This window comes from Dehalococcoidia bacterium (genome assembly GCA_041653995.1).
GTDB lineage: Bacteria > Chloroflexota > Dehalococcoidia > GIF9 > UBA5629 > CAIMUM01.
Map to the genome: position 1 here is coordinate 76427 of JBAZEK010000003.1, position 23271 is coordinate 99697.

Sequence of the window (23271 nt, forward strand, 5' to 3'; positions counted from 1 at the left end):
TACTCACGCTGCACAACAGGCGCCCCTGTCAATCTCATTCCTTACGTATTGCAGAGCGTCCTCCCTGGTGCTGATCTCACCGGCCGCCTGGGCTTCCCTGACCAGCTTGAGCAACCTGCCGATGTCTTTTCCAGGGTGCAGCTTGAACTCGTTGATTAAATCGTTACCTGTCAGCAGGCGGACCGGCAATATCTCACTTTCCTGTTTATTATGAACATCTATTATATACCTGACCTGCTCAGTATGCATATGCCACTCTCGGATATCGACGCGCGGGCCCGCCACCGCCAGGTAATCCGCCAGCGCCAGGTAAATAATATCGATACCGGCGCCCTCTGTGTCCCTGAAAAAACGGTATATCGCTCTGTGAGTGGGTAAACCTTCGTGGGACATCTGCGCCGGATGAAGATGGTGATATACCAGATTCTCCACATAGCGTATCTCGCTGGTGCTGAACCTCAGCCTTCCCAGCATGGCGGCGGCGGTAACAGCGCCGTCCTTGGTATGTCCCAGAAATCTTATGCGTCCGTTTTCCTCGACAGTTCTGTCCTCGGGCTTGGCGATATCGTGCAGCAGCAAGCCCAACTTCAACAACGTCCTGCGGCTGCTACCGCCGGCTATCTCCTCAGCAAAGTGCTTCTCGATCTCCGGCTGCCACGGGACCGCCTCCAGCAGGTTGCCTTTGCCGTAAACCCAGTCGCTCTCCCTCAATATATACTCGAGGGCGGCAATGGATTCGATGGAGTGATCGAAAACATCCCAGTAATGTTCCTTCGGTTGCTTCACTCCCTTCATCGCCTCAATCTCCGGCATAATCCTGCACAGCAGTCCCAGATCATCAAGGTAACGCACCGAGTTGCCTGCATAAGGCAGAGACAGTATCCTGAGCAGCTCTTCCCTGACTTTCTCACTGGGCACCGTCTCCACCAGGTTGTTGTTTAAGCGCATGGTATCCTCGGTAATGGGCTCAATCTCAAGGTTGAGCTCTCTGGAAAGCCTGACCGCGCGCATCAGGCGCGAGGGATCTCTGTCGAATATTCTGTCGCTGACCTGCCTCAACAGGCCCTTTTTCAGGTCCTCCTCTCCGCCTGCAGGGTCAAGCAGAGATATCTCGCCCTCCACAAAGGCAGCCAGGTCAAGCCCCATGGCGTTCACAGTGAAATCGCGCCGCAGCAGGTCATGTTCGATATCACCTTCATAAGACGTGATATCTATATGCCACGGATCGTTTTCCCCGGCCACCACCACCCGCCCCACTTGGTTATCCTCGTCCAGCATAACGTAACGGCCGTCTACAAGCTCAGCAGCTTCCTGGGCAATAGCCAGCGAATCGCCGCTGACCGCGATATCGAGGTCGATCGTATCCCTGCCCACCAGCCAGTCACGCACAAAGCCACCTACTAAAAACGCCTTACATTCAGGGGCTGTGCATACCGGCGTAAGCCTGGAGAGGACACTCATCAGGTCCTGGTTGATTTCGAACACAGGCAAAGATTATAGCCCCGTCTGATAGCCTTGTAAAGTTGCCTCTACCATATCCGCATAGCCCCCAACCGAAGCTCAGTCACATTTATCGCTGTGATATAATTTAGTCACCATGCAATACAAACGCATCGTAATCAAGCTCGGGACCAACCTGATCACCGGGGGAGGCGGCAGGCTGGACCTGAAAGTCATGGCCGATCTGGCCGGACAGGTTGCGGAGCTGCACCGCAAAGGGCATGAGATAATCATAGTGTCATCCGGCGCCGTAGCTGCAGGCGGCGAGCTGCTCGGCATAAAAAATAAACGCCGGGACATACCTTTCAAGCAGGTCATGGCCTCCGTAGGCCAGAACCGCCTGATGAACATCTATTACGGCCTTTTCCTGGAGCACGGTATCAACGTGGCACAGGCGCTTCTCACGCGGGCAGACCTGACCGACCGGGCGCATTATCTGAACGCGCGTAACACTCTTCTGGCCCTGATCGACCTCAAGGTCGTCTGCGTGGTCAACGAGAACGATGTAGTATGCACAGATGAACTAGGTGAGCAGAAGTTCGGCGACAACGACAACCTCTCTGCCATGGTAGCCAACCTCGTGGATGCGGACCTGCTGGTGCTGCTCTCCGACGTGGAAGGCCTTTACTCCTCGGACCCTCAGCAGAACCGCAAAGCAAAGCTTATACCGGTGGTTGATAAGATAGATAAAACAATAGAGGAGATGGCGGGCGGCGCAGGCAGTGCGCGCGGCACAGGCGGAATGGTCACCAAGCTCGAGGCGGCGCGCCTGGCCACCTCCTCCGGCGTATCGGTGGTTATCGCTAAAGGCTCGCTCCCCCGTGTGATAATCGAAGCGGCAACGGGCAAAAGCATCGGGACGTTTTTCACGGCCCGTGACAGCAAGATCGAGAGCCGCCAGCGCTGGCTGCTTTCAGGATTATCCTGCGCCGGACGCCTTACCATAGACAAGGGCGCCACCGCTGCCCTGCGCAGACAAAAGAAAAGCCTGCTTCCCGCCGGTATCGTCGACGTGGAGGGCAGCTTCCATCGCGGAGATGTGGTCGACATATGTGAGAAAGACGGTAGAAGGATCGGCAGCGGTATCACCAATTACAGCTCCGCCGACCTGCTCCGTATTAAAGGGGAGCGGTCGGGCGTAATAGCCGATATGCTCGGATATGAATACGGTGACGAGGCCATACACCGTGACAACCTGGCGCTGGTCTGAATATTAATGGAGGCTATTCATGCAGGTAGATGTAAACGAATTAAAAGAGAAAGCTGCGCAGGCCAGGCTTGCCTCTAAACGGCTATCCTTTATCCCCACCGGCGTAAAGGATGAGGCACTCACGGCAATAGCAAAGGCTTTGCTGGACAAGGAAGACATCATCCTCCGCAATAATGAGAAAGACTATAAAGAGGCCGAAGCCTCCGGCATGAGCGCGGCCATGCTGGACCGGCTTATGCTCGACTCCAAACGGATAAAGGGCATGTCGGAGGATGTGAAGACCGTTGCGGCGCTTCCTGATCCCGTGGGGGAGATCATCGAGGAGCGCACCCTGCCCAACGGCCTGGCTCTGAGCAAAAAGCGGGTACCGCTGGGTGTGATAGGCGCCATCTATGAGAGCAGGCCCAACGTAACGGTGGATATATCGGTTCTATGTCTTAAGGCCGGCAACGCCGTTATACTTCGCGGCGGTAAAGAGTCGGCTCGATCCAATCTCGCGCTGGCAGGCACGGTGCAGGAGGCGGCGTACAGATCGGGTATTCCGGCCGGATCTGTACAATTCATTGAATCGGCCGACCGAAGCTTAGTTGACCGCCTGTTAAAGATGAAGGAGTACATCGACCTGGTTATCCCCAGGGGAGGGGCCGCATTGATCAAATTCGTAAGGGACAACGCGGCCATGGCGGTGGTGGCCGGCGGCATAGGCGTCTGCCATCTGTATGTAGATCGTACGGCGGATATCCAGAAGGCTGCCGCCATCACCTACAATGCCAAGGTTCAGCGCCCCACAGTATGCAATGCACTCGACTGCGTACTGGTGCACAAAGATATCGCGGCGGGATTCCTTCCCGTAATGGCTAAGGAGCTGGCCCAAGCGGAGGTGGAATTACACTGTGATCACCGCTCTCTGGGTATACTCAAATCGATCACGGATCTGAGTATCAGACCGGCGTTGGATGATGACTGGGGCAGGGAGTACCTGTCCCTGGTGATGGCGGTCAAGGTCGTCGATTCTCTGGAAGAGGCGTTGCAGCATATCGACCGCTACGGATCAGGACACTCCGAGGCGATCGTGAGCGAAGATGAGAGTTCAATTCAGCGCTTCCTGAACGAGGTGGATGCCGCCTGTGTCTACGCCAACGCAAGCACGCGGTTCACCGACGGAGCGCAGTTCGGCATGGGCGCTGAGATCGGCATAAGCACGCAGAAGTTCCATGCCCGCGGACCCATGGCCTTGAGAGAGATCACAAGCTACAAGTGGTGCATCAGGGGCAACGGACAGGTCCGGCCTTAGCGCAGACTGTCTAATGCCTTTTTCTGTTCTGCAAAGAGCTGCTTTATTCCCTTATCCGCCAGCGCGATCAAAGTATCAATAGTCTCCTTGGAGAACGGCTTGCCCTCCGCCGTACCCTGAAGCTCAACAAACTCCCCTTTGTCGGTCATAACAACGTTGAAATCGACACCCGCGCGGAAGTCTTCGTCGTAACACAGGTCGAGAAGCTTAATCCTATCGACCACACCCACGCTGGTGGCAGCCACCGCACACTTCACCGGCATCACCTTGTAGATGCCCTGCTTTCTCAATTTTGCTATAGCCACATAAAGTGCAACGTAGGCGCCGGTGATGCTGGCGGTGCGTGTACCGCCGTCCGCCTGCAGAACATCGCAGTCAACGGCAAAAGTCCTTTCACCCAGCGAGTCCATATCCACGGACGCGCGCAAGCTGCGCCCGATCAACCGCTGTATCTCCTGCGAACGCCCCTGCTGCCTGTCGGGATTGCGTTGAGTGCGCGTATGTGTGGCGCGGGGCAGCATAGCATATTCGGCTGTCACCCAGCCGCTGCCCTGTCCCTTGAGGAAGGGCGGCACCCTCTCCTCTACGCTCACGGCGCATATAACACGTGTGTTTCCTATCTCGATCAGGGCCGATCCCTCGGGGTAATCCTGGTAGCCCAGGGTAATCTTCACCGGCCGCATCTCGTCATTTGCTCGCCCGTCTACTCTCGCCATAATACTTCCTTTTTGCACAAATTCCCGCGCAAGTATAGCACCTCGCAATGACGTGATGAAAGTGCTATCCTTTCACTCACTATGCCGGCCGACGTCAATATCTGGATACTGGGCGGCACCGGCTTCGCTGCCGGCCTTCTGGGCTCCATGCTGGGCGTGGGCGGCGGCTTCATCATCGTTCCGGTGCTCACTCTAGCGCTGGGCCTGCCCATCCAGTATGCCATCGGCAGCAGCCTGATCTCTATCGTGATCAATGCCTGCACCGCAACCAGCGTCTATATACGCTGTCATATGACTAATCTTCAGCTCGGTTTGCTGCTCTCGTGCGCTCTCGTACCGGGCGCGGTTGCCGGTGCTTTCCTGGCAGCGAGTCTATCATCCCCCGTTCTCACCATCATCTTCGGATTGCTGATGGTCTACGTAGCCTACCTCATGATGCCCAAGAAACGTCGCAGACTTGACCCTGAGCAGGTAGAGGCCTCTAAAAAGGTTAGTGAAAAAGACCATGCTCCACACGCCTGGCTGGACGGATGTTACTATGATCCATCCATAAACCGTGAGATCGACTATCAAGTTCATCGCCCTGTGACAGGGCTGTTGACCAGCTTTTTCGCGGGCGTTCTTTCCAGCCTGCTGGGCATCGGCGGTGGCATAATAAACGTTCCGGTCATGAACCGGTTCATGAAAGTTCCTCTCAAGGCTACTATTGCCACCAGCGCCATGCTGCTCGCTTTCACCACCATGACCGGCGCAATTATCTATATATTTAACGGGTATGTCGTGCCCTATATCGTTGCGCCGCTCATTATCTGCGTATTCCTGGGCGCCAGGCTGGGGGCCGCATTGGCTCACCGGGCCCGCAGCGCACTGCTCATGTGGATATTTACATTTTTCCTGGCCGTAACAGCGGTCCTTATGATTCTCAAAGCGCTCAATATACTGGGGTGAAATGAAGATGGAATGCCGGTACGACACCCGTCATGAAAAGCTGCACCGCCTCAACCGGCGCATCAGCCTGGTGCTGCGCGCGGGTATAGCGGTCAGCCTTATATTGATCGTCTGTGGACTCATCATTTTTCTGGTGAGCGGCGCCCCGCACACATCTCCACTGCTGCCGCTGCCCTCGCTGGTAGACGGATTTGCCGCGCTCAATCCGGCGGCTTTCATAACAGCCGGCGTGGTCCTTATCCTGCTCCTGCCCGTGGCCATGCTGATACTATCGCTTGCGTACTTCGCCGCCGTGAGGGAAAGGCAACCGGTCATCGTTTGCATCGTGCTTCTGATAATGCTGACAGCCAGCCTCATTTTAGTATTGAAATGAATTGACCGCAGGCATGGCCTGTGATATTATTCGAATTAGATGTCGCCTCTGACTGAACTTCACGCGGAAATAGAACGCTGTAAAAATTGTGACCTTGCCAGGCACCGTACCAGGGTTGTGCCGGGCGAGGGGCCCGATGACGCCAAGCTGCTTTTTATCGGTGAAGCGCCGGGCTATCATGAAGACCAGACCGGCCGGCCTTTCGTAGGCCAGGCGGGCCAGTACCTGGACCAGCTTATCGGCATGATCGGATATAAGCGCAACCAGGTCTACATAGCCAACGTAATCAAGTGCCGGCCACCCGAAAACCGCGATCCTCTGCCCGGCGAGATCATGGCCTGCAGCAAATGGCTGGAGCGCCAGCTCGACGTGATCAAGCCCCGCGTGATTGTAACCCTGGGTCGTTATTCCATGGCAAAATATTTTCCCGGCGAAAGTATCAGCAAGGTACACGGCCGGGCCAGACGCTCGGGGAATGTAATTTATTTCGCCATGTACCATCCGGCGGCGGCGCTGCACCAGGGCAACCTGCGCCGGGTGATAGAGGCCGACATACTCAAATTGCCGGCGGTACTGGCGGAGGCCGGCAAGATGGAGGAAGAAAAAGAAAGACCGGCCCAGCTTAATCTTTTCTAAAATGCAATGACCCGTCACAAGTTAAGAATTATCCCTCTCGGCGGCCTCGGCGAGATCGGCAAGAACATGATGGCCGTCGAATACGGCGAAGATATCCTTATCATCGACTGCGGCATGATGTTCCCCGAGGACGAGATGCTGGGAGTCGACCTGCTGATTCCGGATATAACCTATCTGCTCGAGCATAAACACAAACTACGCGGCATCGTCATCACACACGGCCACGAGGACCATATCGGCGCCCTCCCATATATACTGCCGCAACTCGACCTCCCCATATATGCCACAAAACTCACGCAGGGACTTATCTCGGTCAAGCTCAAGGAGCACCGCTCCCTGATCAAGGCGCGGCTCAAGCTGATAACACCGGGCGTGCGCTTCCAGGTGGGCAGCTTCAAGGTCGAGGCCTTCCCTGTCTGCCACAGCATACCCGACGCGGTGGGGCTGATTATATATACGCCGCTGGGCGCAATCGTCAACAGCGGCGATTTCAAGATAGATTACACGCCGGTGGACGGACGTCCCACCGACCTTTCCAAGCTGGCCAAGCTGGGCAACGAAGGCGTGCTGCTGCTGATGGCCGATTCCACCTACAGCGAACTGCCCGGCTATACTCCTTCAGAGAAAATCGTCGGCCAGACCCTGGAGCATATCATCGGCGATGCGCCCGGCCGTGTCATCATCGCCACTTTCTCATCGTTGATATCCCGCATCCAGATGGTCATCGATGCCGCCACCCACCACAAACGCCATGTCTTCATCGTAGGGCGCAGCATGCGCGATACAGTCAAGATGGCCCTGGAACTCGGCTACCTGCACGACCCGGGTCAAGTACTATGTACTGCAGATGACCTTAAGAAGTACAGCCACAGCCAGACCATTCTGCTCACCACCGGCAGCCAGGGCGAACCGACCTCGGCGCTGGTGCGCATCGCCAACCGCGACCATCCCGAGATACGTATACATCAGGGCGATACCGTGGTCATATCCGCCACACCCATTCCCGGCAACGAGTCGCTTATCAACCGCACCATCGACAATCTCTTCCGCCAGGGCGCCAACGTTATATACGGCTCGCGCTCCAACGTGCATGTGCACGGCCACGGCAGCCAGGAGGAGCTCAAGATGCTGCTCACACTGGCCAAGCCCAGGTTCTTCATGCCGATACACGGCGAGTACCGCCACCTCGTCATACATGCCGGCCTGGCTAAAAGCCTTGGTATACAGGAGAGCAATATCTTCGTCATGGATAACGGGAATATGCTTGAGATCGACGGCGAAAAGGCGCGCATAGCCGGCAAGCTACCGTATGGAAATGTCTACGTGGACGGTCTGGTGCTGGGGCGCCACGCGCAGGTGATACTGCGTGACCGCAAGCTGCTTTCGCGCGACGGCATCGTGGTGGTTATAGTGGCACTGGACAAGAATAAAGGTTGCCTGGTCGGCACGCCGGACATCGTATCCCGCGGCTTCGTGGATGCCGAGCATGACGGCACCGTGATCAACCAGGGGCGCGAGCTGGTGGCCAGTACGCTGGGCAAGGGACACCATACCGAGCAGAGCGCCATACATACGCGTATCAAGGAGACCTTGAGCAAATTCTTCTACGAGAAGACCAAACGGCGCCCCATGATAATTACAACTGCTATCGAGGTATAGTAGAATAAACCTATGCCCGCCAGGAAAAGCAGTAGTACCAACAGTAAAAAACCATCGCAGAAGAAATCCGGAAAAGGCTCAGGCAATGCGTTTCTCCACTTCCTTTTCTCTCCCCCCGTGCTGCTCGCCATCATATTCGTGATAGCCGTCTGCCTGATAGTGGCCCTCTGGGCGCTCATCACACAGGCCATGGGCGAGCTCGGCGCGGAGATCGCCTCCGCCCTCGATGCAGCCGGAGCTAATATCGTAAGCCTGATGGGCCTGGGCGTTATCTTCGTGATAATAGCCGTCATAGGGCTGCTGGTTATCATCGGCCGCCCCTCGTTCTTCGCGCGCAACTGGAATTATTTCATTGCTGCGGCCGCCTTCATGACGGCCGCCTGGGGCCTGCTTTCCTATCTTCGCCCATCCGGCTCCGGAATACTGGCACAGGTTACGCTGGGAGGCCTCATCGGGCAGGCTATTGTTACCGATTCTCCGGTTATAGGTATGTTGATTATTTTAGCGCTGGTTCTGCTGGGCGTATTCCTGGTGGCGCCCGAATGGACGCTGGGACTTTTCAAGCGCACGGCAAAAGGAACGGCGGGAGCAGTCGGCGGGATAGCTGAAGCAGTCAAAGACTCCAACTCGCAGAAAAAGGCTTTGCCGCCCGTAAAAGCGACGGAAGAAAAACAAACTGCGCTGATTGAGAAAGGTGAAGAACCGGTCGCGCCTATCGATACCGCTGTGATGGACAGGCTGCGTTCCGGCATAATCGTTGGCGGCTGGTCGCTGCCCAACATAAATATTCTTGACAGGATAGCCGAGACCGTCATCAGCGACAGCGAGATAGAGAAGCGCCGGGAGACCATCGAGGAGGCGCTGGCCAGCTATGGTGTTGAGGCAAAGGTGATCGAGGTGAACCGCGGTCCCACTGTCACGCAGTTCGGCGTCGAGCCCGGCTGGGACCGAAAATTCAAGGAGGTCCGTGAGAAGGACCGCGACGGCAACGTCTCCTCCAGGCAGGAGGAGGTCGGACGCACGCGCGTCAAGGTCGAGCGCATCAATTCTTTGTCCAACGACCTGGCGCTGGCGCTGGCGGCGCCCAGCATCAGGATCGAGGCGCCCGTGCCCGGCAAGTCCATGGTGGGCATCGAGGTGCCCAACACAACCTTCGGCTCAGTCGGCCTGCGCGGCGTGATGGAGAGCACGGCCTTTCAGAAGATGCTGGCTAAATCGCACCTGGCAATTGCGCTGGGCAAGGGCGCCGGTGGTGAGACCATCGTGGCCGACCTGACTAAAATGCCGCACCTGCTGATCGCCGGCGCCACAGGCAGCGGCAAAAGCGTATGCCTCAATTCCATCATCTGCTGCCTGATGATGAACAACACGCCTGACGCCGTGCGCTTCGTGATGGTGGACCCCAAGCGCGTCGAGCTGGTCAATTACAACAACATCCCGCACCTGGTATCGCCTGTAGTTGTGGACACGGAGAAAGCCGTGATGGCTTTGCGCTGGCTGAGCGCCGAGATGGACATCCGTTACAAGCGTTTCTCAGCCTCCAAGGCGCGTAATATAGAAGACTTCAATAAGAATAAGCAGCCCTCGGAATGCATGCCCTACATCATTGTCATAATCGACGAGCTGGCCGACCTGATGATGGCAGCATACGACGAGGTCGAGCACGCCCTCTGCCGCCTGGCGCAGCTTGCGCGCGCCACCGGCATACATTTGATCGTTGCCACGCAGAGGCCGTCCGTGGACGTTGTGACCGGACTGATCAAAGCCAATTTCCCCACGCGCATGAGCTTCGCGCTGACCTCGCAGGTGGACTCCCGCACCATCATCGATTCCGCCGGGGCTGAGAAGCTTCTGGGCAGGGGCGATATGCTTTATATGCCGCAGGACGTCTCCAAGCCCAAGCGCCTGCAGGGCACCATGGTCGGCGACGGTGAGATCGAGAGGCTTGTCACCTTCTGGGCCAACCAGCGCCGACAGGAGGCTCAGCCGGTAAAATTCGAGGAGATGGCCAGGGCAACCCCCGATGGCAAGAAATCAGCCGAGGACGAGTTGCTGGATGCCGCCCGTAAGCTCGCGCTGGAATCCAAGGAGCTCTCCACCTCCTACCTGCAGAGAAAGCTTGGGATAGGATTCCCACGCGCAGCCAGAATCATGGACAGGCTGAAAGAAGAGGGGTTCGGGAAAGAGAAGGAAAGAGAGAAAGGGGAAATGTGAACGGTTCAGTCTCGCATATTAGCAGGAATTGCTATTAGCAAAGATTTATCTGATTCAATATCATCGACTCGGCGATTATAAATCTCAAGTAGTCGCCGAAACTCACCAACAAGCTGGCTTCTTGAAAATGCGGATAGTTCCTCAACATTCTGGCCCACGAAGGATTCGATTGACTCCACAAATACCCTCCCTGGTAAAAGCATCTCAGCGTTGCCTTTAGCAGCCGCCAATAGACGGTCAGGAACCAGCAGATATACCCGAAAGCCGTCATCAACATTTGACTTGCATTTATCATAGACTGCTTGCATCGGTGAGACCGTAATGTGAAATATTGTATCGTTTATCAGGAAATCACCCCTCCGCTTTAGCTGTTCATCAGCGGTGCTGGAAGAATAATTTTCAACATCAATACTGGGATATCTCAACTTCAGCTTGGCACCAACCAAGTATTGCGCAATTTGCCCTTCTTTACCTCTGTCGCTAGCCGCCTTCAATAGGTTATGAATAAATTGCCAAGTGCTGAAAGAAGGATCATATAGTACTTTGAGTACCTGGCGATTATGAAAATCGTTGATCCTTTCCACCAAGAATTGTTGAAGCCGTTTCAGTACCAGATTACGCTCACGCTTTGACAGTCTATCCAGTTTCATTTCAGCTATCGATTGCAACATAAGTCCCATGTCTCCGGCGCCACCTCTATTCGTTCGACCACCCTCCCTTAGAAAAGGCCGGGTTTCACCGAATTTTTTCAAAATGCCAGCTATAGCAGACGCACTAAGCCCCGCAATCTGAGATTGACCTTTTTTAGTTCTATATGAATCTAAATCCAAATTGAACTCGTCCTGCAATTTATCAAGTATGAGTAAAGCCGCTGCTATTGTTCCCCTGGCAGGTCCTTCGGATACTTTATGTACCTTCAATTGAAAAAACCATATGTCGAATATGCGTAGCGCTCGATCAATTACATCTGATTCCATTATAAACCTCAACCTGCGGCTTCAATATAACTCCCCTGCTAAGCTCATTCACAAGGGGATTCAGATAGTAGTTCGCTAACCATTCTATCACGGGTATGCAGACCGCATCACCAAAGCCAAACAGAGCTTGGTTCAATGGTACAGCAACCTCATAGTCATCTGCCCCCATTAAACGCGCACATTCTCTAGGGTTAAGCAACCTAGCAAAACACTTGCCATCTCCGGCTTTGAGTAGTATTTGTCGCCCACTCCCACCCCTCGGGGTACGTAAACAACCTGCTAATCCATCAGACCGCAATTCCGCCATTGACTTGCCTTTTCTAACACGTCTAAATATTGTCCCATATGAATAATAGGAATTATTCATCATTTGCTCAACCACTTTTCGATGTTTTGCGCTCATCTGATTCAAGAGATAATCGACACGACTGGTACTCCACCACTCTTTCGATCCGTCGTCCAAATTTTCTATAATGTCCTCAAAACTGATCTTCCTTGATGGTTGGTTTGGCAACTTACGTAAACGCCATGTTATTTGTGGATGAAGCAAAACGAAATCTGCAAGCGCTTTTGGCCTCACGTTGCTCTCATAGAACTGGTAGCTTTCATTTATATTAAGAGGTTCAATACTATCCCCACATCCTCGAACACCAATAATGAATAGTCTTTGCCTGCTCTGTGGAACAAACTTCGCTGCATCCAGTATTAGGGCATCAACCTGATAGCCCAAGTTATTTAGCGCCGTTAATGCGTCTTCAAGATCCTTCCCATGATTTGAATTCAGAAATCCAACCACATTCTCAATCAACACAATTGGAGGGCGCCTCTTCCCCATTTCCTCCAATATCTTCACGAATCCCCAGAAGGCGGAAGATTGCTTGCCACGCAGCCCAGATCTCGATCCAGCTAGCGACAAGTCATTACATGGGAAGGAAGCAGTCGCAAGGGTAACCGATGGAACCGCGTCTCCTGAAATTGCGTGGATGTCCCCAAGTACAAAAATATCACTTGACTTATCAAAATTGTCTTCATACATCTCATGTTTTAGGGGATCTATGTCGTTCGCAAAGCGAATCGACCAGCCATGTTTTTCCAATCCCATGCGCATCAGGCCGATCCCCGCAAAAAACTCGGCAAATGTCTTATTGGTGACCATCGAATTGGAGTGATCCGTATGGCCGTTGTTGATCGCATCCAAAGTCAGACTAATACATTTCTCCAAGTTACTCTTAATCTCGGATTCCCAGAAACGCACAACCGTCCAACCATCAGACAGCAATTTTGTCACATTTCGACAATCACGATCCATATTACGACTAATTTTATTGATCCAATACTTTTTATCCTTTACATTTGTGAATTGCGCGTCTAGCGACGAAAGTCCGCGTATCCGCCATTGATGACCATGCCAAAAATCTCCATCAACAAAAACAATTACTTTCCGGGAAGGCAATACCAGATCAGGTTTACCAGGCAATGCTGGATCGTATAATTTGTATCTAAAACCGTGTGCCCACAGAGCTTTGCGGAATAGCATGTCGGGCTCCGTATCCTTGGAATGGACACGTCGCATGATTGCGGATGTTTCTTTCACTGTACGCATATTGGCCTTTCAACCGACCGGGCTGACTCTATCACGAATTATAACAACATTTAAGCCAGTATTGTACCGTCATACTTTGGGGAAGGGAGGAAGTCCCTAATTTATTATCTCAATAACTCGGCCGACCTGGCCGCTTTCCAGCCGGACCTTGATGCCATGGGAATGAAATGATGTATTTGTCAAAATATCCTTAACTATCCCTTCAGTCGGTTTTCCAGACCGTTGATCTGCCTTCATTACTATTGAGACCCGAAGGCCAACTTTTATATTTTCACGCTTTGTAACGCTCATATTGTAATTCTATCTCATATTATTCTTCTTCACTGTGAATATTTTCTGATCGGCTTCAGGAGATATCCCAATCCGTTAAGTTTGATTTCATAAAGAGCCGATAGTAGCGTACCAATTTTTCCCGGAGGGAAACCTTTCTGATGAAACCAGACCAGATAAGGTTCAGGCAGATCACAAAGGATATAGTCTTTGTATTTTCCAAAAGGCATTTTTATAGATACCAGGTCAACTAACATTTGGGGATTGATGGGATCGGCTATATTTTCATCCATTATTGCTTAGTCCAAATACAATACATACTATATCCGATGACCTTCCCTCTGTAAACCGAAATGACCGCACTCAGATTCCCACCCATTTTCCGACCTTCATATCAACTCATTTAATATCCCCGCATACTGCGGTATAATAGCGGGAAATTCCCGTTTAAAGGAGGCAGACCGTGAAGATTGAGCCTATCACCGCCAAACCGAGTAAAGAGGAGCTGGACGCGCGCCTTGAAAAGGTTCGCGAGCAGATGGAGAAGCAAAAACTGGACTACTATGTCTCTTTCTCCCCTATCAACGTCTATTACCTGACCAATTTCGCCAATCTTGTGCACGAGCGGCCGTTCATACTGGTGATTGGTAAAAAGGGGCCGATGAAAATGGTATGCCCGCTGCTGGAATCGACGCATGTTAAGGCCAGGGCTCGCTGCGACCTGGATTATGTCATTTACTACGAGTTCCCGGCGCCTGAGGGGCAGAACTGGTTCGACGTTTACAGGCCGCTCCTCAAAGACGACGACCGCGTCGGCATCGAGTCAGCCATGCCCGCAGGTATCCTCAAGGAAACCCGCGGAACTACAGTGATAACCAATATCATTGAGGATATCCGTGTCATCAAGAGCGAGTACGAGATCGGACGCCATGTGCACGCTTGCCAGGTGGTGGACGAGGGTATGAAAAAGGTGTTGGAGCTTACCAGGGTGGGAGTACCCCTCATCACCATCTACAGCGGGATAGTGCAGGCTATGATGGCCAAGGCACTCTTCGAGGTGGCAGACATCAACCTGATCGCCAGCAAGTTCCAGGGCGCTGTCTGGCCGCCCTCCATCTCGCACGACCCCCATATCATACCGACCGCATTTATGACCATGGAGGAGGGAGGGCCCTCCTGCTCGATCGTCGGTGCTACCGTGGACGGCTACGGCGTGGAAATAGAGCGCACGCTGTTCCTGGAGTATGTTCCGGATCACGCTAAGAAGCTGTTCGATATTATGATGAAGGGGCGCGCGCTGGCCTACAAGCTGGCACAGCCGGGCACCGTGCTGGAGGAGATAGATAAACAGGTACGTCAGGTCTTTATCGACGCCGGATACGAGAAGAACATCATACACCGCACGGGACACGGCTTCGGCATCACAGGACATGAGGATCCCTTCCTGGCGCTGGGCGATAAGCGCAAGCTGGCGCCGGGCATGATCGTCAGCATCGAGCCGGGCATCTATTTCCAGGGCAAGGGCGGCTACCGCCACTCCGATACCGTGCTGATCACCGAGAACGGCAACCTGAAATTGACCCATGCGCCCGATCAACTGGAAGAGCTACTCTTTAAGAAATAAGGGGGTTATGAATATGAAAGAACCGGTTAACACGCAACCCCGGGAATATAAAACGGGCGGCGGCAGCGCCATGTACATTCTGGTAATCTGCACATTGCTGTACGTCATCAACTACATCGACCGGCAGGTTTTCTCCGTGGTGCTGCAGCCCATGAAGGTCGAGCTGGGCCTGACCGATACCCAGTGCGGACTGGCGCAGACCCTGTTCATACTGGGCATGGCGCTCTTCTCCTTCCCTGTGGCGTACCTGGTCGACCGCTGGAGCCGCAATAAGACGATCGGTATCATGGCCCTACTCTGGAGCCTGTTCACCTTCCTGACCGGCTCCGCTAAAAGCTTCACGTCGTTGATAATACCGCGCAGCCTGGTGGGCGTTGGCGAGTCCGGCTTCACCGCAGGCGGTGTGGCCATGGTCAGCGCAGCCTACCCCCCGGAAAAGCGCGCCCGCATGCTGGGCATCTTCAATATCGGCATCCCGCTGGGCGCCGCCATCGGGGTTATCGCGGGTGGCGCTATCTCGGCCGCCATGGGCTGGCGCTGGGCTTTCTATATCTTCGCCATACCCGGCATCATCCTGGGCATCATGGCCTTTTTCATGAAGGATTATAAAACCCCGGCTCATTCGGACGCGACGGGTACAAAGAGTAATTTCGGCAAGTCTATCGCATCGCTGTTCCGCATACGCAGCCTGGTCCTGTATTTCTTCGGCTACGGCATCATGTGCTTTATGACGGTATCCGTACTGGTCTGGGCGCCGGCTCTGATGATGCGCCTGATGAATATATCAGAAGCGACGGCCGGCATGATTGTGGGTGGATGGGCACTGACGGCCATCATCGCAGCCCCGTTCGGCGGCTGGTTGGCCGACCACTGGCAGAAGAAGACCGGCAAGGGCCGGCTCTACCTCCCCGCACTGGCCTCCGTACTGGCCGCCATAGTGCTGGTGATCATGGTGATACTCAAATTCGGCCCTATCGGCATAGCATTGGGCTTCGTCTATGGGTTCCTCTCAGTGATCGGATCGCCGGCGCTCAACGCAGTCTCGCAGGACGTAGTGCCTGCGGCCCATAAGGGCCTCTCCATGGGGATGGCCGTGTTCGCCGCCTACATGTTCGGCGGCGCCTGGGGCCCCTCCGTGGTGGGAGCCATCTCCGACGCGCTGGGAGGAGACGCCCAGGGTCTCATGATGGCCATGCTAAGCACCACCATCGCGGGCCTTATCGCAGCGGTGCTGCTCTGGCTGGCTGCGCGCACCTATCCTGCCGATATGGCCAAAGTCCAACAGGAAACCCTCATCGCTAAATAAGCATGGAGAAAGAAACATGAAACTGACAACGCTGCTGCTGCTGCAGGTCATTTACTTCATACTGGGAATCCTGTATAACGGCGTCAGTCTATTTCTTATATCGCAGGGACAACCCGGGCTGGCGCCCACACAGCCGGTCATGGGCACGATATCGATGATAACCTATGCGCTTTTCCTTATTCCGGGCTACCTGCGCAAGCTCACGCTTTACAGGATATTAATGGGAGTGGCTATCATCGTTATAGGATACGGGGGCGTGGTCACTCACATCATCAACATCTTTATCCAGCCGCAACTTTACAGCTCGATCCTATCATGGACGCTGGCTGTGGGCATCAATCTCTTCGGTCTGGTACTGAATATCATAGCTGTATCGGGCAAGTTCAAGCGGGACTGAACTGTGCAGCACATGCTGTGCCGGAACCGGTAAGACCGGCTACGTTATGTTAATTTAATTATACGTGGTATGCTTAAGTTATCACAGGCTTGACTAACCCATTACTGACATAGCCGTGGTAGGAGAATAAGGTATATGGCCGGCAGGGCTGGCTATCCAGGGGTTGGGAAAAGCGCTGTTAAGCCGGCTGAGAAAAACGGCGCTGCGGCGGGGAATGCTGTATCATCATCTGTAAATGTACAGCCCAAAGCAAACAAGAAATTCATCCGCAAAGTCAGCATAACCGCTTCTCAAAAAAAGCAGAACCCGGATAAACTCGTACAAGCGTTGAAGATTCGCCTGGCCGAGCTCAAGCGGCAGAAAGAAGAGTTCCGTGAGCGAGAGCAAAAATACCGGCATCTGGCTGATTACTATGAACGGCTCAACGATATTTCCACTTCTTTTGTTAAGTCTTCCGACATAAAAGATTTGTACAAGCGTATTGCAGAGGGCTTCCGTCGCTTAACCGGTTCAATTGCTGCAACTTTCTCAGTTTATCATCAGGAAGCGCATACATTACAAGCCGTTTCTCTATCCGCCGATCCTGCTTTCCAACAGAAAATCGATACTTTCTTCGGCCAGGAGCTTTTCGAGATGCAGATGCCTTTCAGCCGGGATATGCGTGAACAAATGCACAGCCAGTTAATAAGAAGGCCAAAAGACCTGGTCGAACTTTCGATGGGAACAATATCCCGAGACATCTCTGACATCGTCATGGAGGCTATCGGTTGTGATCAGATAGTTGCACTTGCAATATGCTATGGATCAGAAATACAGGGATCATGTGTGGCATATATGCCGGCAAATACGCCGGTTGTGCCGGACGACGCGTTGAAGACTTTCCTTCATATGGCAGCACTGGCCATCAAACGCAAACAGACTGAAGCGGCGCTAAAGGAGAACGAGTCTCTCTATCGATTGCTGGCAAACAATACGGTTGATGGCATATGGCTTCTGGATATGGACCTCAAGCTTACTTACTGCAGTCCTTCATCTGCAAAACAAAGCGGCTTCACGTTGCAGGAGATAACGGAGATGTCACTGGAGCAATACTTCACTTCGGAGTCGCTCAAAATTGTGGCTGAGGCATTTTTAGAGGAGATGCCCAGGGTGCAGGCCGATCCCAATTACAATCCCGTCCTGACTCTTGATCTGGAATATTATAAAAAAGACGGCACAGCATTTTGGGCGGAAAGCAAGTTCAGCGTAATCAGGGATAAGCGCGGCAAACCGGAATCTATCTTGGGTGTGGCCAGAGATATTACTGAGCGCCGGCTGGCGGAGAAAGCGCATCGGGAGAGCGAAGAAAAATACCGCTACCTTTTTGATAACGCCGGCGAAGCTATCTTTGTTGCAGAGGCGGGCAATGTAATATTTCTAAATCCTCAGACGTCCAGAATGATCGGCCATCCCTCTGCGGAGATATTAGAAAGACCGTTTACTGAGTTCATTCATCCGGATGACAGGCAACTGGTGATCGACCGGCATATAAGGCGCTTAAAGGGGGCAGCGCTTCCAGGCCGGTATGAATTCCGCATTATCAATAAAAACGTCGCCATTAAATGGGTGGAACTGAATACGGTCGTAATAACCTGGGAGGGCAAACCGGCAACCCTGAATTTCCTGGATGACATCACCGAGCGCAAACATGCAGAGGAAGAACTGAGTATCCAGAATTCATTATTATCTGCTGTCGTAAACAGCCCAGAGGATATCATAATCTTCTCCGTCGATAGAAAATATTGTTATACGGCATTTAACATGAAACACCAAAATGAAATGCGTAGCGTCTGGAATGTTGATATTGAGATTGGCATGAACCTGTTGGAATGTATGACTATCCCTGAGTTGCGCGAGTCAGCGAAGCAAAGCATAGATCGTGCACTGACCGGGGTCCATTTTATGGAAGAACAGTATCAGACGGATAAGGATATTTTCTACGAGCTCGATTGGAATACCGTCCGTCAGAAAGATGGATTCATCATTGGCGCTACCTGTTTTGTTCGTGATATCACGGAGCGTAAGCGTGCGGAAGACAAATTGGCTAAAAGCTACCAATCCGTGAAGAAAACTTTGAATGATGCTATCAACACCATAGTTAAGATCGTGGAACTGAGAGACCCCTACACTGCAGGTCATCAGCAGAGAGTGGCCGACCTGGCGACCGCCATAGCCGGGGAAATGAAGCTGGATGATTCTCGAATCGATCAAATCAGGACTGCGGCATTAATTCATGATATAGGGAAAATGTATGTGCCGTCCGATATTCTCAGCAAACCGGGGAGGCTGTCGAATATCGAATTTAATCTGATAAAAACACACTCTCTGAGCGGCTACGATATTGTCAAAGGTATGGACTTCCCCTGTTCCGTAGCAAACGCGATTCTGCAGCACCATGAAAGGCTGGATGGCTCGGGTTATCCCGGCGGGATAGAGGATCATGAAGTAATTTTGGAAGCAAAAATACTGGCAGTTGCGGATGTGGTTGAAGCCATGGCTTCGCACCGTCCATACCGGTCGGCACCGGGCATATCCAGGGCGCTTGAAGAGATATCAGAGAACAAGGGCAGACTGTATGATGCCGATGTGGTGAATGCCTGCCTGGAGCTCTTCAGAAACAACAAATTTAAGTTCTAATCCATTTAATATTTCCATATTTTTACACCTCTATCTGCCAGGAAAAACCGCTTTGAACCCCTAAAACCGGAGTACCCGGTATATAAGGTTTATGGCTATTTATGTAATCCAATTATTCATGATATTATTAAATCATCCGGTCGATAAATCTCATATATCCATTCCTCGAGTAAAGGATATGAAGTATGGCAGGCAGGGCTGGGAAAAAAGAGGCCGGCAAAAGCAAAACAAAGCCGGCATTGAAAAAGGGCGTTGGGCGGGCGAAACGTGAGAAGAAGGTTGAGGAACAAACGCATATCGCGCTGGAAAAATACCGGATCCTCTTCGAATCATTCCCCCTGGGCATCAGCATCACGGATGACCGTGGCAACCTTATAGAAGCCAACAAAGAATCCGAGCGCCTGCTGGGCATGTCACGCGATGAGCATGATCAGCTCAAATATGACGGACCGGAATGGAAGATCGTTCGTCCCGACGGCACACCCATGCCGCCCGAAGAATACGCCAGTGTCCGCGCTTTGCGCGAAAACCGCCGCATCGAAAATGTGGAAATGGGGATCGTTAAAAACGGTGATGAGATCACCTGGATCAACGTAACCGCCGAACCTATTCCTCTGGAAAACTTCGGCGTGGCGATCACTTACGGGGACATCAGCTCACGCAAGAGACTCGAGAATGATCTGGAAAAACAACGCCGTGAATTCAAGCATATTATCGATTCTGCGCCGATAATAATTTTTTATAAAGATCTGGCAGGGAGAATGATCCGCGTAAACAAAACGTTTTCCGAAGCTCTAAATTTGTCTGAAGGTGAAATACTGGGGAAAACAGTCTTTGACGTATATTCGGCGCCTGTAGCTCAGGCCATGACTGACGACGATCAGGAAGTTCTCAGGACAGGGCGTCCCAAACTGAATATCGAAGAGCCTTATGAATCCGCCAGCGGTATTAGATGGGTGCGCACGGATAAAGTGCCAATTATCGACGATAGCGGCCGCACCGTCGGACTGGTAGGATTCGCCCAGGATATCACAGAGCGCAAACGTGCAGAGGAAGCACTACTGGAGAGCGAAAAACATGTCAAGATGAAGCTTGACGCAATTCTTTCGCCTCAGGGGGATATCGGAAAACTGGAACTGGGGGACATCCTTGATATCCAGGCCATTCAGTCGATCATGGATGATTTTCATAAACTCACCAATATATCGGCCTGGATACTCGACGTAAAAGGCAATATCCTCGTCTCTACGGGCTGGCGAGATATATGCACACAATTTCACAGGGCCAACATTGAGTTATGTGAGAACTGTATCGAGAGCGATACTCAGCTCTCCCAAGGGGTAGCGCCGGGCACATTTAAAATGTACAAATGCAAAAACAATATGTGGGACCTGGTGACACCCATAACCGTGGGAGGAAAACATATCGGCAACCTGTTCCTGGGACAGTTTCTATTTGACGATGAAACTGTGGATTACGAGCTGTTCCGCTCACAGGCGCGTCGACACGGGTTTAACGAGGCTGAGTATCTCGCAGCGCTCGAGCGTGTGCCCCGATTTAGCAGAGAGACTATCGACACCTCAATGAGCTTCTACTCTAAATTTGCTCACATGATCTCAACTCTCAGCCACAGCAATATCGCCCTGGCACGCTCGTTGACTGAGAAAAATGGTCTGCTGAGCGCACTGCAGGCGAGCGAAGAGCAGTACCGCCTGCTAGCGGAACATACCACCGACTTCGTATGGCTGATGGATATGAACCTCACTCCTACATACCAGAGCCCTTCCGCAGAAAGGCTCACCGGATTCACTCACGAGGAACTGGCCGCGCTTCCTTTTGAAAAACGCCTAACGCCTGAATCACTTCAGCTGGCAGCCGAAATGTTTCTCAAAGAGATGCCCCTGGTAGCTGCTGACCCGGAATATAATCCCATCCTCACGTTGGAGCTTGAGATCTACCGCAAGGATGGTAGCACCCTGTGGTCGGAGAATAAGTTCTCCATAATCAGGGATGAAAATGGTCAGCCGGTGTCCATCCTGGGTGAGGCCAGGGATATCACCAATCGCAAGCTGGCCGAAGCGGCGCTGCACGTGAGCGGAGAAAAGTATCGCAGCCTTGTGGAAACATCCGGAGCCGGTATCGCCTCTTTTGACCTCAAAGGCAATTTCATATTTACCAATGCTACGGTCTGCCTGTGGGCCGGCCTAACTGTGGCTGATATTATCGGCCAACCGTTAAATAACCTCATACATCCGGATGATACACCGGCCCTGGTGAAAATGCTCTCAAATATGACAGATGGTGAAACGGCCGGGTCTGACTTCGAGTTCAGAATAATCCACAAAGATGGAAACATCACCTGGCTGTATACTAATCCCACACCGATTATCCTGGATGGCAAATCAGTTGGTTTTAACGCCATCCTGCAAGACATCACCAGACGCAAGCAGGCAGAGGAGGCTCTACGTCAATCGGAAGCAAAATACAGCACTGTCCTGGAGCAAATTGAAGAGGCCTATTATGAAGTGGACCTTGACGGAAACCTGACCTTCTTCAATGAAGCAACTTGTCATCAGCTGGGTTATTCCGTAGAAGAGCTAAAAGGGATGAACTATCGGGTTTACACATCCAAAGAGGATATGAGGCACATATACGAGATATTCAATCAGGTCTACCTGACGGGGAAACCGAACACTGGATTTTCTGTATCTCGAATTAGAAAGGACGGATCGCGATTATTCACCGAGAATTCAGCCCTGCCCATGCGAGACGAGGCTGGCAAGATAATCGGCTTTCGTGGAGTCGCCCGTGATGTTACAGAGCGCAAGCGTGCGGAGGAGGCAATTCGTGAGAGCGAGGAGCAATACCGTCTGCTGGCGGAACACACTACTGACACCGTTTGGCTCTTAGATATGAATTTAAAGACCACGTATACCAGCCCCTCCTCGGAAAAGCTCCTGGGCTTCACGCAACAGGAGCTTATAGAAATGCCACTGGAGAAGTACCTCGTGCCGGATTCGCTCAATCTAGCAGCTGAAGCATTGTTTGCCGAGCTACCCAGGATAGAGGCCGACCCGAGCTACAATCCCATCGTGACGCTGGAGCTTGAGTATTACCGCAAGGACGGCACAACTCTGTGGGCGGAAAACAAGTTTAATCTAATACGGGATGCGAATGGCAAACCGGTTTCCATCCTTGGTGAGACAAGAGACATCACAGAACGCAGGGAGGCCAAGAAAAAGTTGGAACAAACGCTGGCGGCGCTGGAAAAGACCTTGCGCGATACCGTAATAGCCATATCCAAGATGGTCGAGATGAAAGACCCCTTTACAGCGGGCCACCAGATACGCGTGGCCCAACTGGCAAGCGCCATAGCCAGTAAAATGAATATGCCGGACGAACAGATCGCTATCCTCAATACGGCAGCAACCATCCACGACATCGGCAAGATCTATGTGCCTTCAGATATACTCAGCAAACCCGGCAAGCTGAACCCTCTGGAATACGAGATAATCCAGACGCATGTCCGCGGCAGTTACGAGATATTGATGGGGATAGATTTCGCCGGCCCCATCGCGGAGATCGTATTTCAGCACCACGAGAGGATGGACGGCTCAGGCTATCCCCGCGCCCTGAAGGGCGCCGATATACTTCCTGAAGCTAAAATACTGATCGTTGCAGATGTGGTGGAGGCGATGTCGTCACACAGGCCATACCGAGCTTCCATGGGCATTGACAAAGCCCTTGAAGAGATAAGCATCAACAGGGGCAAGCTATACGACGAAGCTGCAGTGGACGCCTGCCTGGATCTCTTCAATAACGACCGATTCTGGTTTAGCCCGGTTGAATCTTCGTGAATAGTGTGATC

At 52.7% G+C, this 23271-nt stretch carries 18 protein-coding genes; 12 read left to right on the forward strand and 6 right to left on the reverse strand.

The window, feature by feature from the left end:
• Positions 1 to 3: 3 nt before the first annotated feature.
• Positions 4 to 1485, reverse strand: coding sequence for an HD domain-containing protein (locus tag WC359_09490; protein MFA5400660.1), 1482 nt, complete (start codon positions 1483 to 1485; stop codon positions 4 to 6).
• A gap of 112 nt (positions 1486 to 1597) precedes the next feature.
• Here WC359_09490 and proB point away from each other — a divergent pair, with 112 nt between their 5' ends.
• Both proB and WC359_09500 read left to right on the forward strand, forming a co-directional pair.
• The gene (gene proB, locus WC359_09495) at positions 1598 to 2710 is read left to right on the forward strand and encodes a glutamate 5-kinase (protein MFA5400661.1); all 1113 of its coding nucleotides are present in this window, start codon (positions 1598 to 1600) and stop codon (positions 2708 to 2710) included.
• A 19-nt stretch (positions 2711 to 2729) separates the two neighbouring features.
• The gene (locus WC359_09500) at positions 2730 to 4004 is read left to right on the forward strand and encodes a glutamate-5-semialdehyde dehydrogenase (GenBank protein ID MFA5400662.1); all 1275 of its coding nucleotides are present in this window, start codon (positions 2730 to 2732) and stop codon (positions 4002 to 4004) included.
• On the opposite strand, the gene rph is transcribed toward WC359_09500, so the two are convergent.
• Positions 4001 to 4720, reverse strand: a complete 720-nt coding sequence (gene rph, locus WC359_09505; protein MFA5400663.1) for a ribonuclease PH — start codon at positions 4718 to 4720, stop codon at positions 4001 to 4003. The genes WC359_09500 and rph overlap by 4 nt on opposite strands.
• 81 nt (positions 4721 to 4801) lie before the next feature.
• Here rph and WC359_09510 point away from each other — a divergent pair, with 81 nt between their 5' ends.
• From WC359_09510 to WC359_09530, 5 genes are read left to right on the forward strand one after another with little or no spacing between them, the layout of a single operon-like run.
• On the forward strand, positions 4802 to 5668 hold the full coding sequence (locus WC359_09510) for a sulfite exporter TauE/SafE family protein (protein MFA5400664.1): 867 nt from the start codon (positions 4802 to 4804) through the stop codon (positions 5666 to 5668).
• 1 nt (position 5669) lies between these two features.
• Complete coding sequence (locus WC359_09515; protein MFA5400665.1) at positions 5670 to 6041, forward strand: DUF1634 domain-containing protein; 372 nt, start codon at positions 5670 to 5672, stop codon at positions 6039 to 6041.
• Between the two features lie 39 nt (positions 6042 to 6080).
• On the forward strand, positions 6081 to 6677 hold the full coding sequence (locus WC359_09520) for a uracil-DNA glycosylase (protein ID MFA5400666.1): 597 nt from the start codon (positions 6081 to 6083) through the stop codon (positions 6675 to 6677).
• Positions 6678 to 6683: 6 nt separating this feature from the next.
• Positions 6684 to 8336 (forward strand): ribonuclease J, encoded by a 1653-nt coding sequence (locus WC359_09525; GenBank protein MFA5400667.1) that lies wholly within the window; start codon positions 6684 to 6686, stop codon positions 8334 to 8336.
• A gap of 12 nt (positions 8337 to 8348) precedes the next feature.
• Positions 8349 to 10550, forward strand: a complete 2202-nt coding sequence (locus tag WC359_09530) for a DNA translocase FtsK (GenBank protein MFA5400668.1) — start codon at positions 8349 to 8351, stop codon at positions 10548 to 10550.
• 5 nt (positions 10551 to 10555) lie between these two features.
• On the opposite strand, the gene WC359_09535 is transcribed toward WC359_09530, so the two are convergent.
• The 4 genes from WC359_09535 to WC359_09550 all read right to left on the reverse strand — a co-directional run bounded on the left by WC359_09535 (position 10556) and on the right by WC359_09550 (position 13693).
• Positions 10556 to 11527, reverse strand: coding sequence for a DUF4928 family protein (locus WC359_09535; protein ID MFA5400669.1), 972 nt, complete (start codon positions 11525 to 11527; stop codon positions 10556 to 10558).
• Positions 11508 to 13130 (reverse strand): DNA mismatch endonuclease Vsr, encoded by a 1623-nt coding sequence (vsr, locus tag WC359_09540; GenBank protein ID MFA5400670.1) that lies wholly within the window; start codon positions 13128 to 13130, stop codon positions 11508 to 11510. The genes WC359_09535 and vsr overlap by 20 nt, the downstream gene beginning before the upstream one ends.
• Positions 13131 to 13226: 96 nt before the next feature.
• Positions 13227 to 13421, reverse strand: a complete 195-nt coding sequence (locus WC359_09545) for a YwbE family protein (GenBank protein ID MFA5400671.1) — start codon at positions 13419 to 13421, stop codon at positions 13227 to 13229.
• Positions 13422 to 13450: 29 nt separating this feature from the next.
• Entirely contained in the window at positions 13451 to 13693 is a 243-nt protein-coding gene (locus tag WC359_09550) for a DUF3820 family protein (GenBank protein ID MFA5400672.1), read from the reverse strand.
• Between the two features lie 170 nt (positions 13694 to 13863).
• Here WC359_09550 and WC359_09555 point away from each other — a divergent pair, with 170 nt between their 5' ends.
• From WC359_09555 to WC359_09575, 5 genes are all read left to right on the forward strand, one after another.
• Positions 13864 to 15024: a Xaa-Pro peptidase family protein gene (locus WC359_09555; GenBank protein MFA5400673.1), complete on the forward strand. Its 1161-nt coding sequence runs from the start codon at positions 13864 to 13866 to the stop codon at positions 15022 to 15024.
• A 13-nt stretch (positions 15025 to 15037) separates the two neighbouring features.
• On the forward strand, positions 15038 to 16330 hold the full coding sequence (locus WC359_09560; protein MFA5400674.1) for an MFS transporter: 1293 nt from the start codon (positions 15038 to 15040) through the stop codon (positions 16328 to 16330).
• A 16-nt stretch (positions 16331 to 16346) separates the two neighbouring features.
• A complete protein-coding gene (locus WC359_09565) occupies positions 16347 to 16727 on the forward strand; it encodes a hypothetical protein (GenBank protein MFA5400675.1) in 381 nt (126 codons plus the stop codon).
• A 135-nt stretch (positions 16728 to 16862) separates the two neighbouring features.
• Positions 16863 to 19403 carry a PAS domain S-box protein gene (locus tag WC359_09570; protein ID MFA5400676.1) on the forward strand — a complete coding sequence of 847 codons (2541 nt, stop codon included), beginning with the start codon at positions 16863 to 16865 and terminating at the stop codon, positions 19401 to 19403.
• Positions 19404 to 19588: 185 nt separating this feature from the next.
• Positions 19589 to 23260: a PAS domain S-box protein gene (locus WC359_09575; GenBank protein MFA5400677.1), complete on the forward strand. Its 3672-nt coding sequence runs from the start codon at positions 19589 to 19591 to the stop codon at positions 23258 to 23260.
• Positions 23261 to 23271 lie beyond the last annotated feature (11 nt).

Coding starts and splice junctions, on each gene's coding strand:
- WC359_09535 (MFA5400669.1), bottom strand. CDS start 11,527: ATGGAATCAGATGTAATTGATCGAGCGCTACGCATATTCGACATATGG.
- vsr (MFA5400670.1), bottom strand. CDS start 13,130: ATGCGTACAGTGAAAGAAACATCCGCAATCATGCGACGTGTCCATTCC.
- WC359_09570 (MFA5400676.1), top strand. CDS start 16,863: ATGGCCGGCAGGGCTGGCTATCCAGGGGTTGGGAAAAGCGCTGTTAAG.
- WC359_09575 (MFA5400677.1), top strand. CDS start 19,589: ATGGCAGGCAGGGCTGGGAAAAAAGAGGCCGGCAAAAGCAAAACAAAG.
- WC359_09510 (MFA5400664.1), top strand. CDS start 4,802: ATGCCGGCCGACGTCAATATCTGGATACTGGGCGGCACCGGCTTCGCT.
- WC359_09565 (MFA5400675.1), top strand. CDS start 16,347: ATGAAACTGACAACGCTGCTGCTGCTGCAGGTCATTTACTTCATACTG.
- WC359_09560 (MFA5400674.1), top strand. CDS start 15,038: ATGAAAGAACCGGTTAACACGCAACCCCGGGAATATAAAACGGGCGGC.
- WC359_09515 (MFA5400665.1), top strand. CDS start 5,670: ATGAAGATGGAATGCCGGTACGACACCCGTCATGAAAAGCTGCACCGC.
- proB (MFA5400661.1), top strand. CDS start 1,598: ATGCAATACAAACGCATCGTAATCAAGCTCGGGACCAACCTGATCACC.
- WC359_09545 (MFA5400671.1), bottom strand. CDS start 13,421: ATGAGCGTTACAAAGCGTGAAAATATAAAAGTTGGCCTTCGGGTCTCA.
- WC359_09525 (MFA5400667.1), top strand. CDS start 6,684: ATGACCCGTCACAAGTTAAGAATTATCCCTCTCGGCGGCCTCGGCGAG.
- WC359_09530 (MFA5400668.1), top strand. CDS start 8,349: ATGCCCGCCAGGAAAAGCAGTAGTACCAACAGTAAAAAACCATCGCAG.
- WC359_09500 (MFA5400662.1), top strand. CDS start 2,730: ATGCAGGTAGATGTAAACGAATTAAAAGAGAAAGCTGCGCAGGCCAGG.
- WC359_09550 (MFA5400672.1), bottom strand. CDS start 13,693: ATGGATGAAAATATAGCCGATCCCATCAATCCCCAAATGTTAGTTGAC.
- WC359_09520 (MFA5400666.1), top strand. CDS start 6,081: ATGTCGCCTCTGACTGAACTTCACGCGGAAATAGAACGCTGTAAAAAT.
- rph (MFA5400663.1), bottom strand. CDS start 4,720: ATGGCGAGAGTAGACGGGCGAGCAAATGACGAGATGCGGCCGGTGAAG.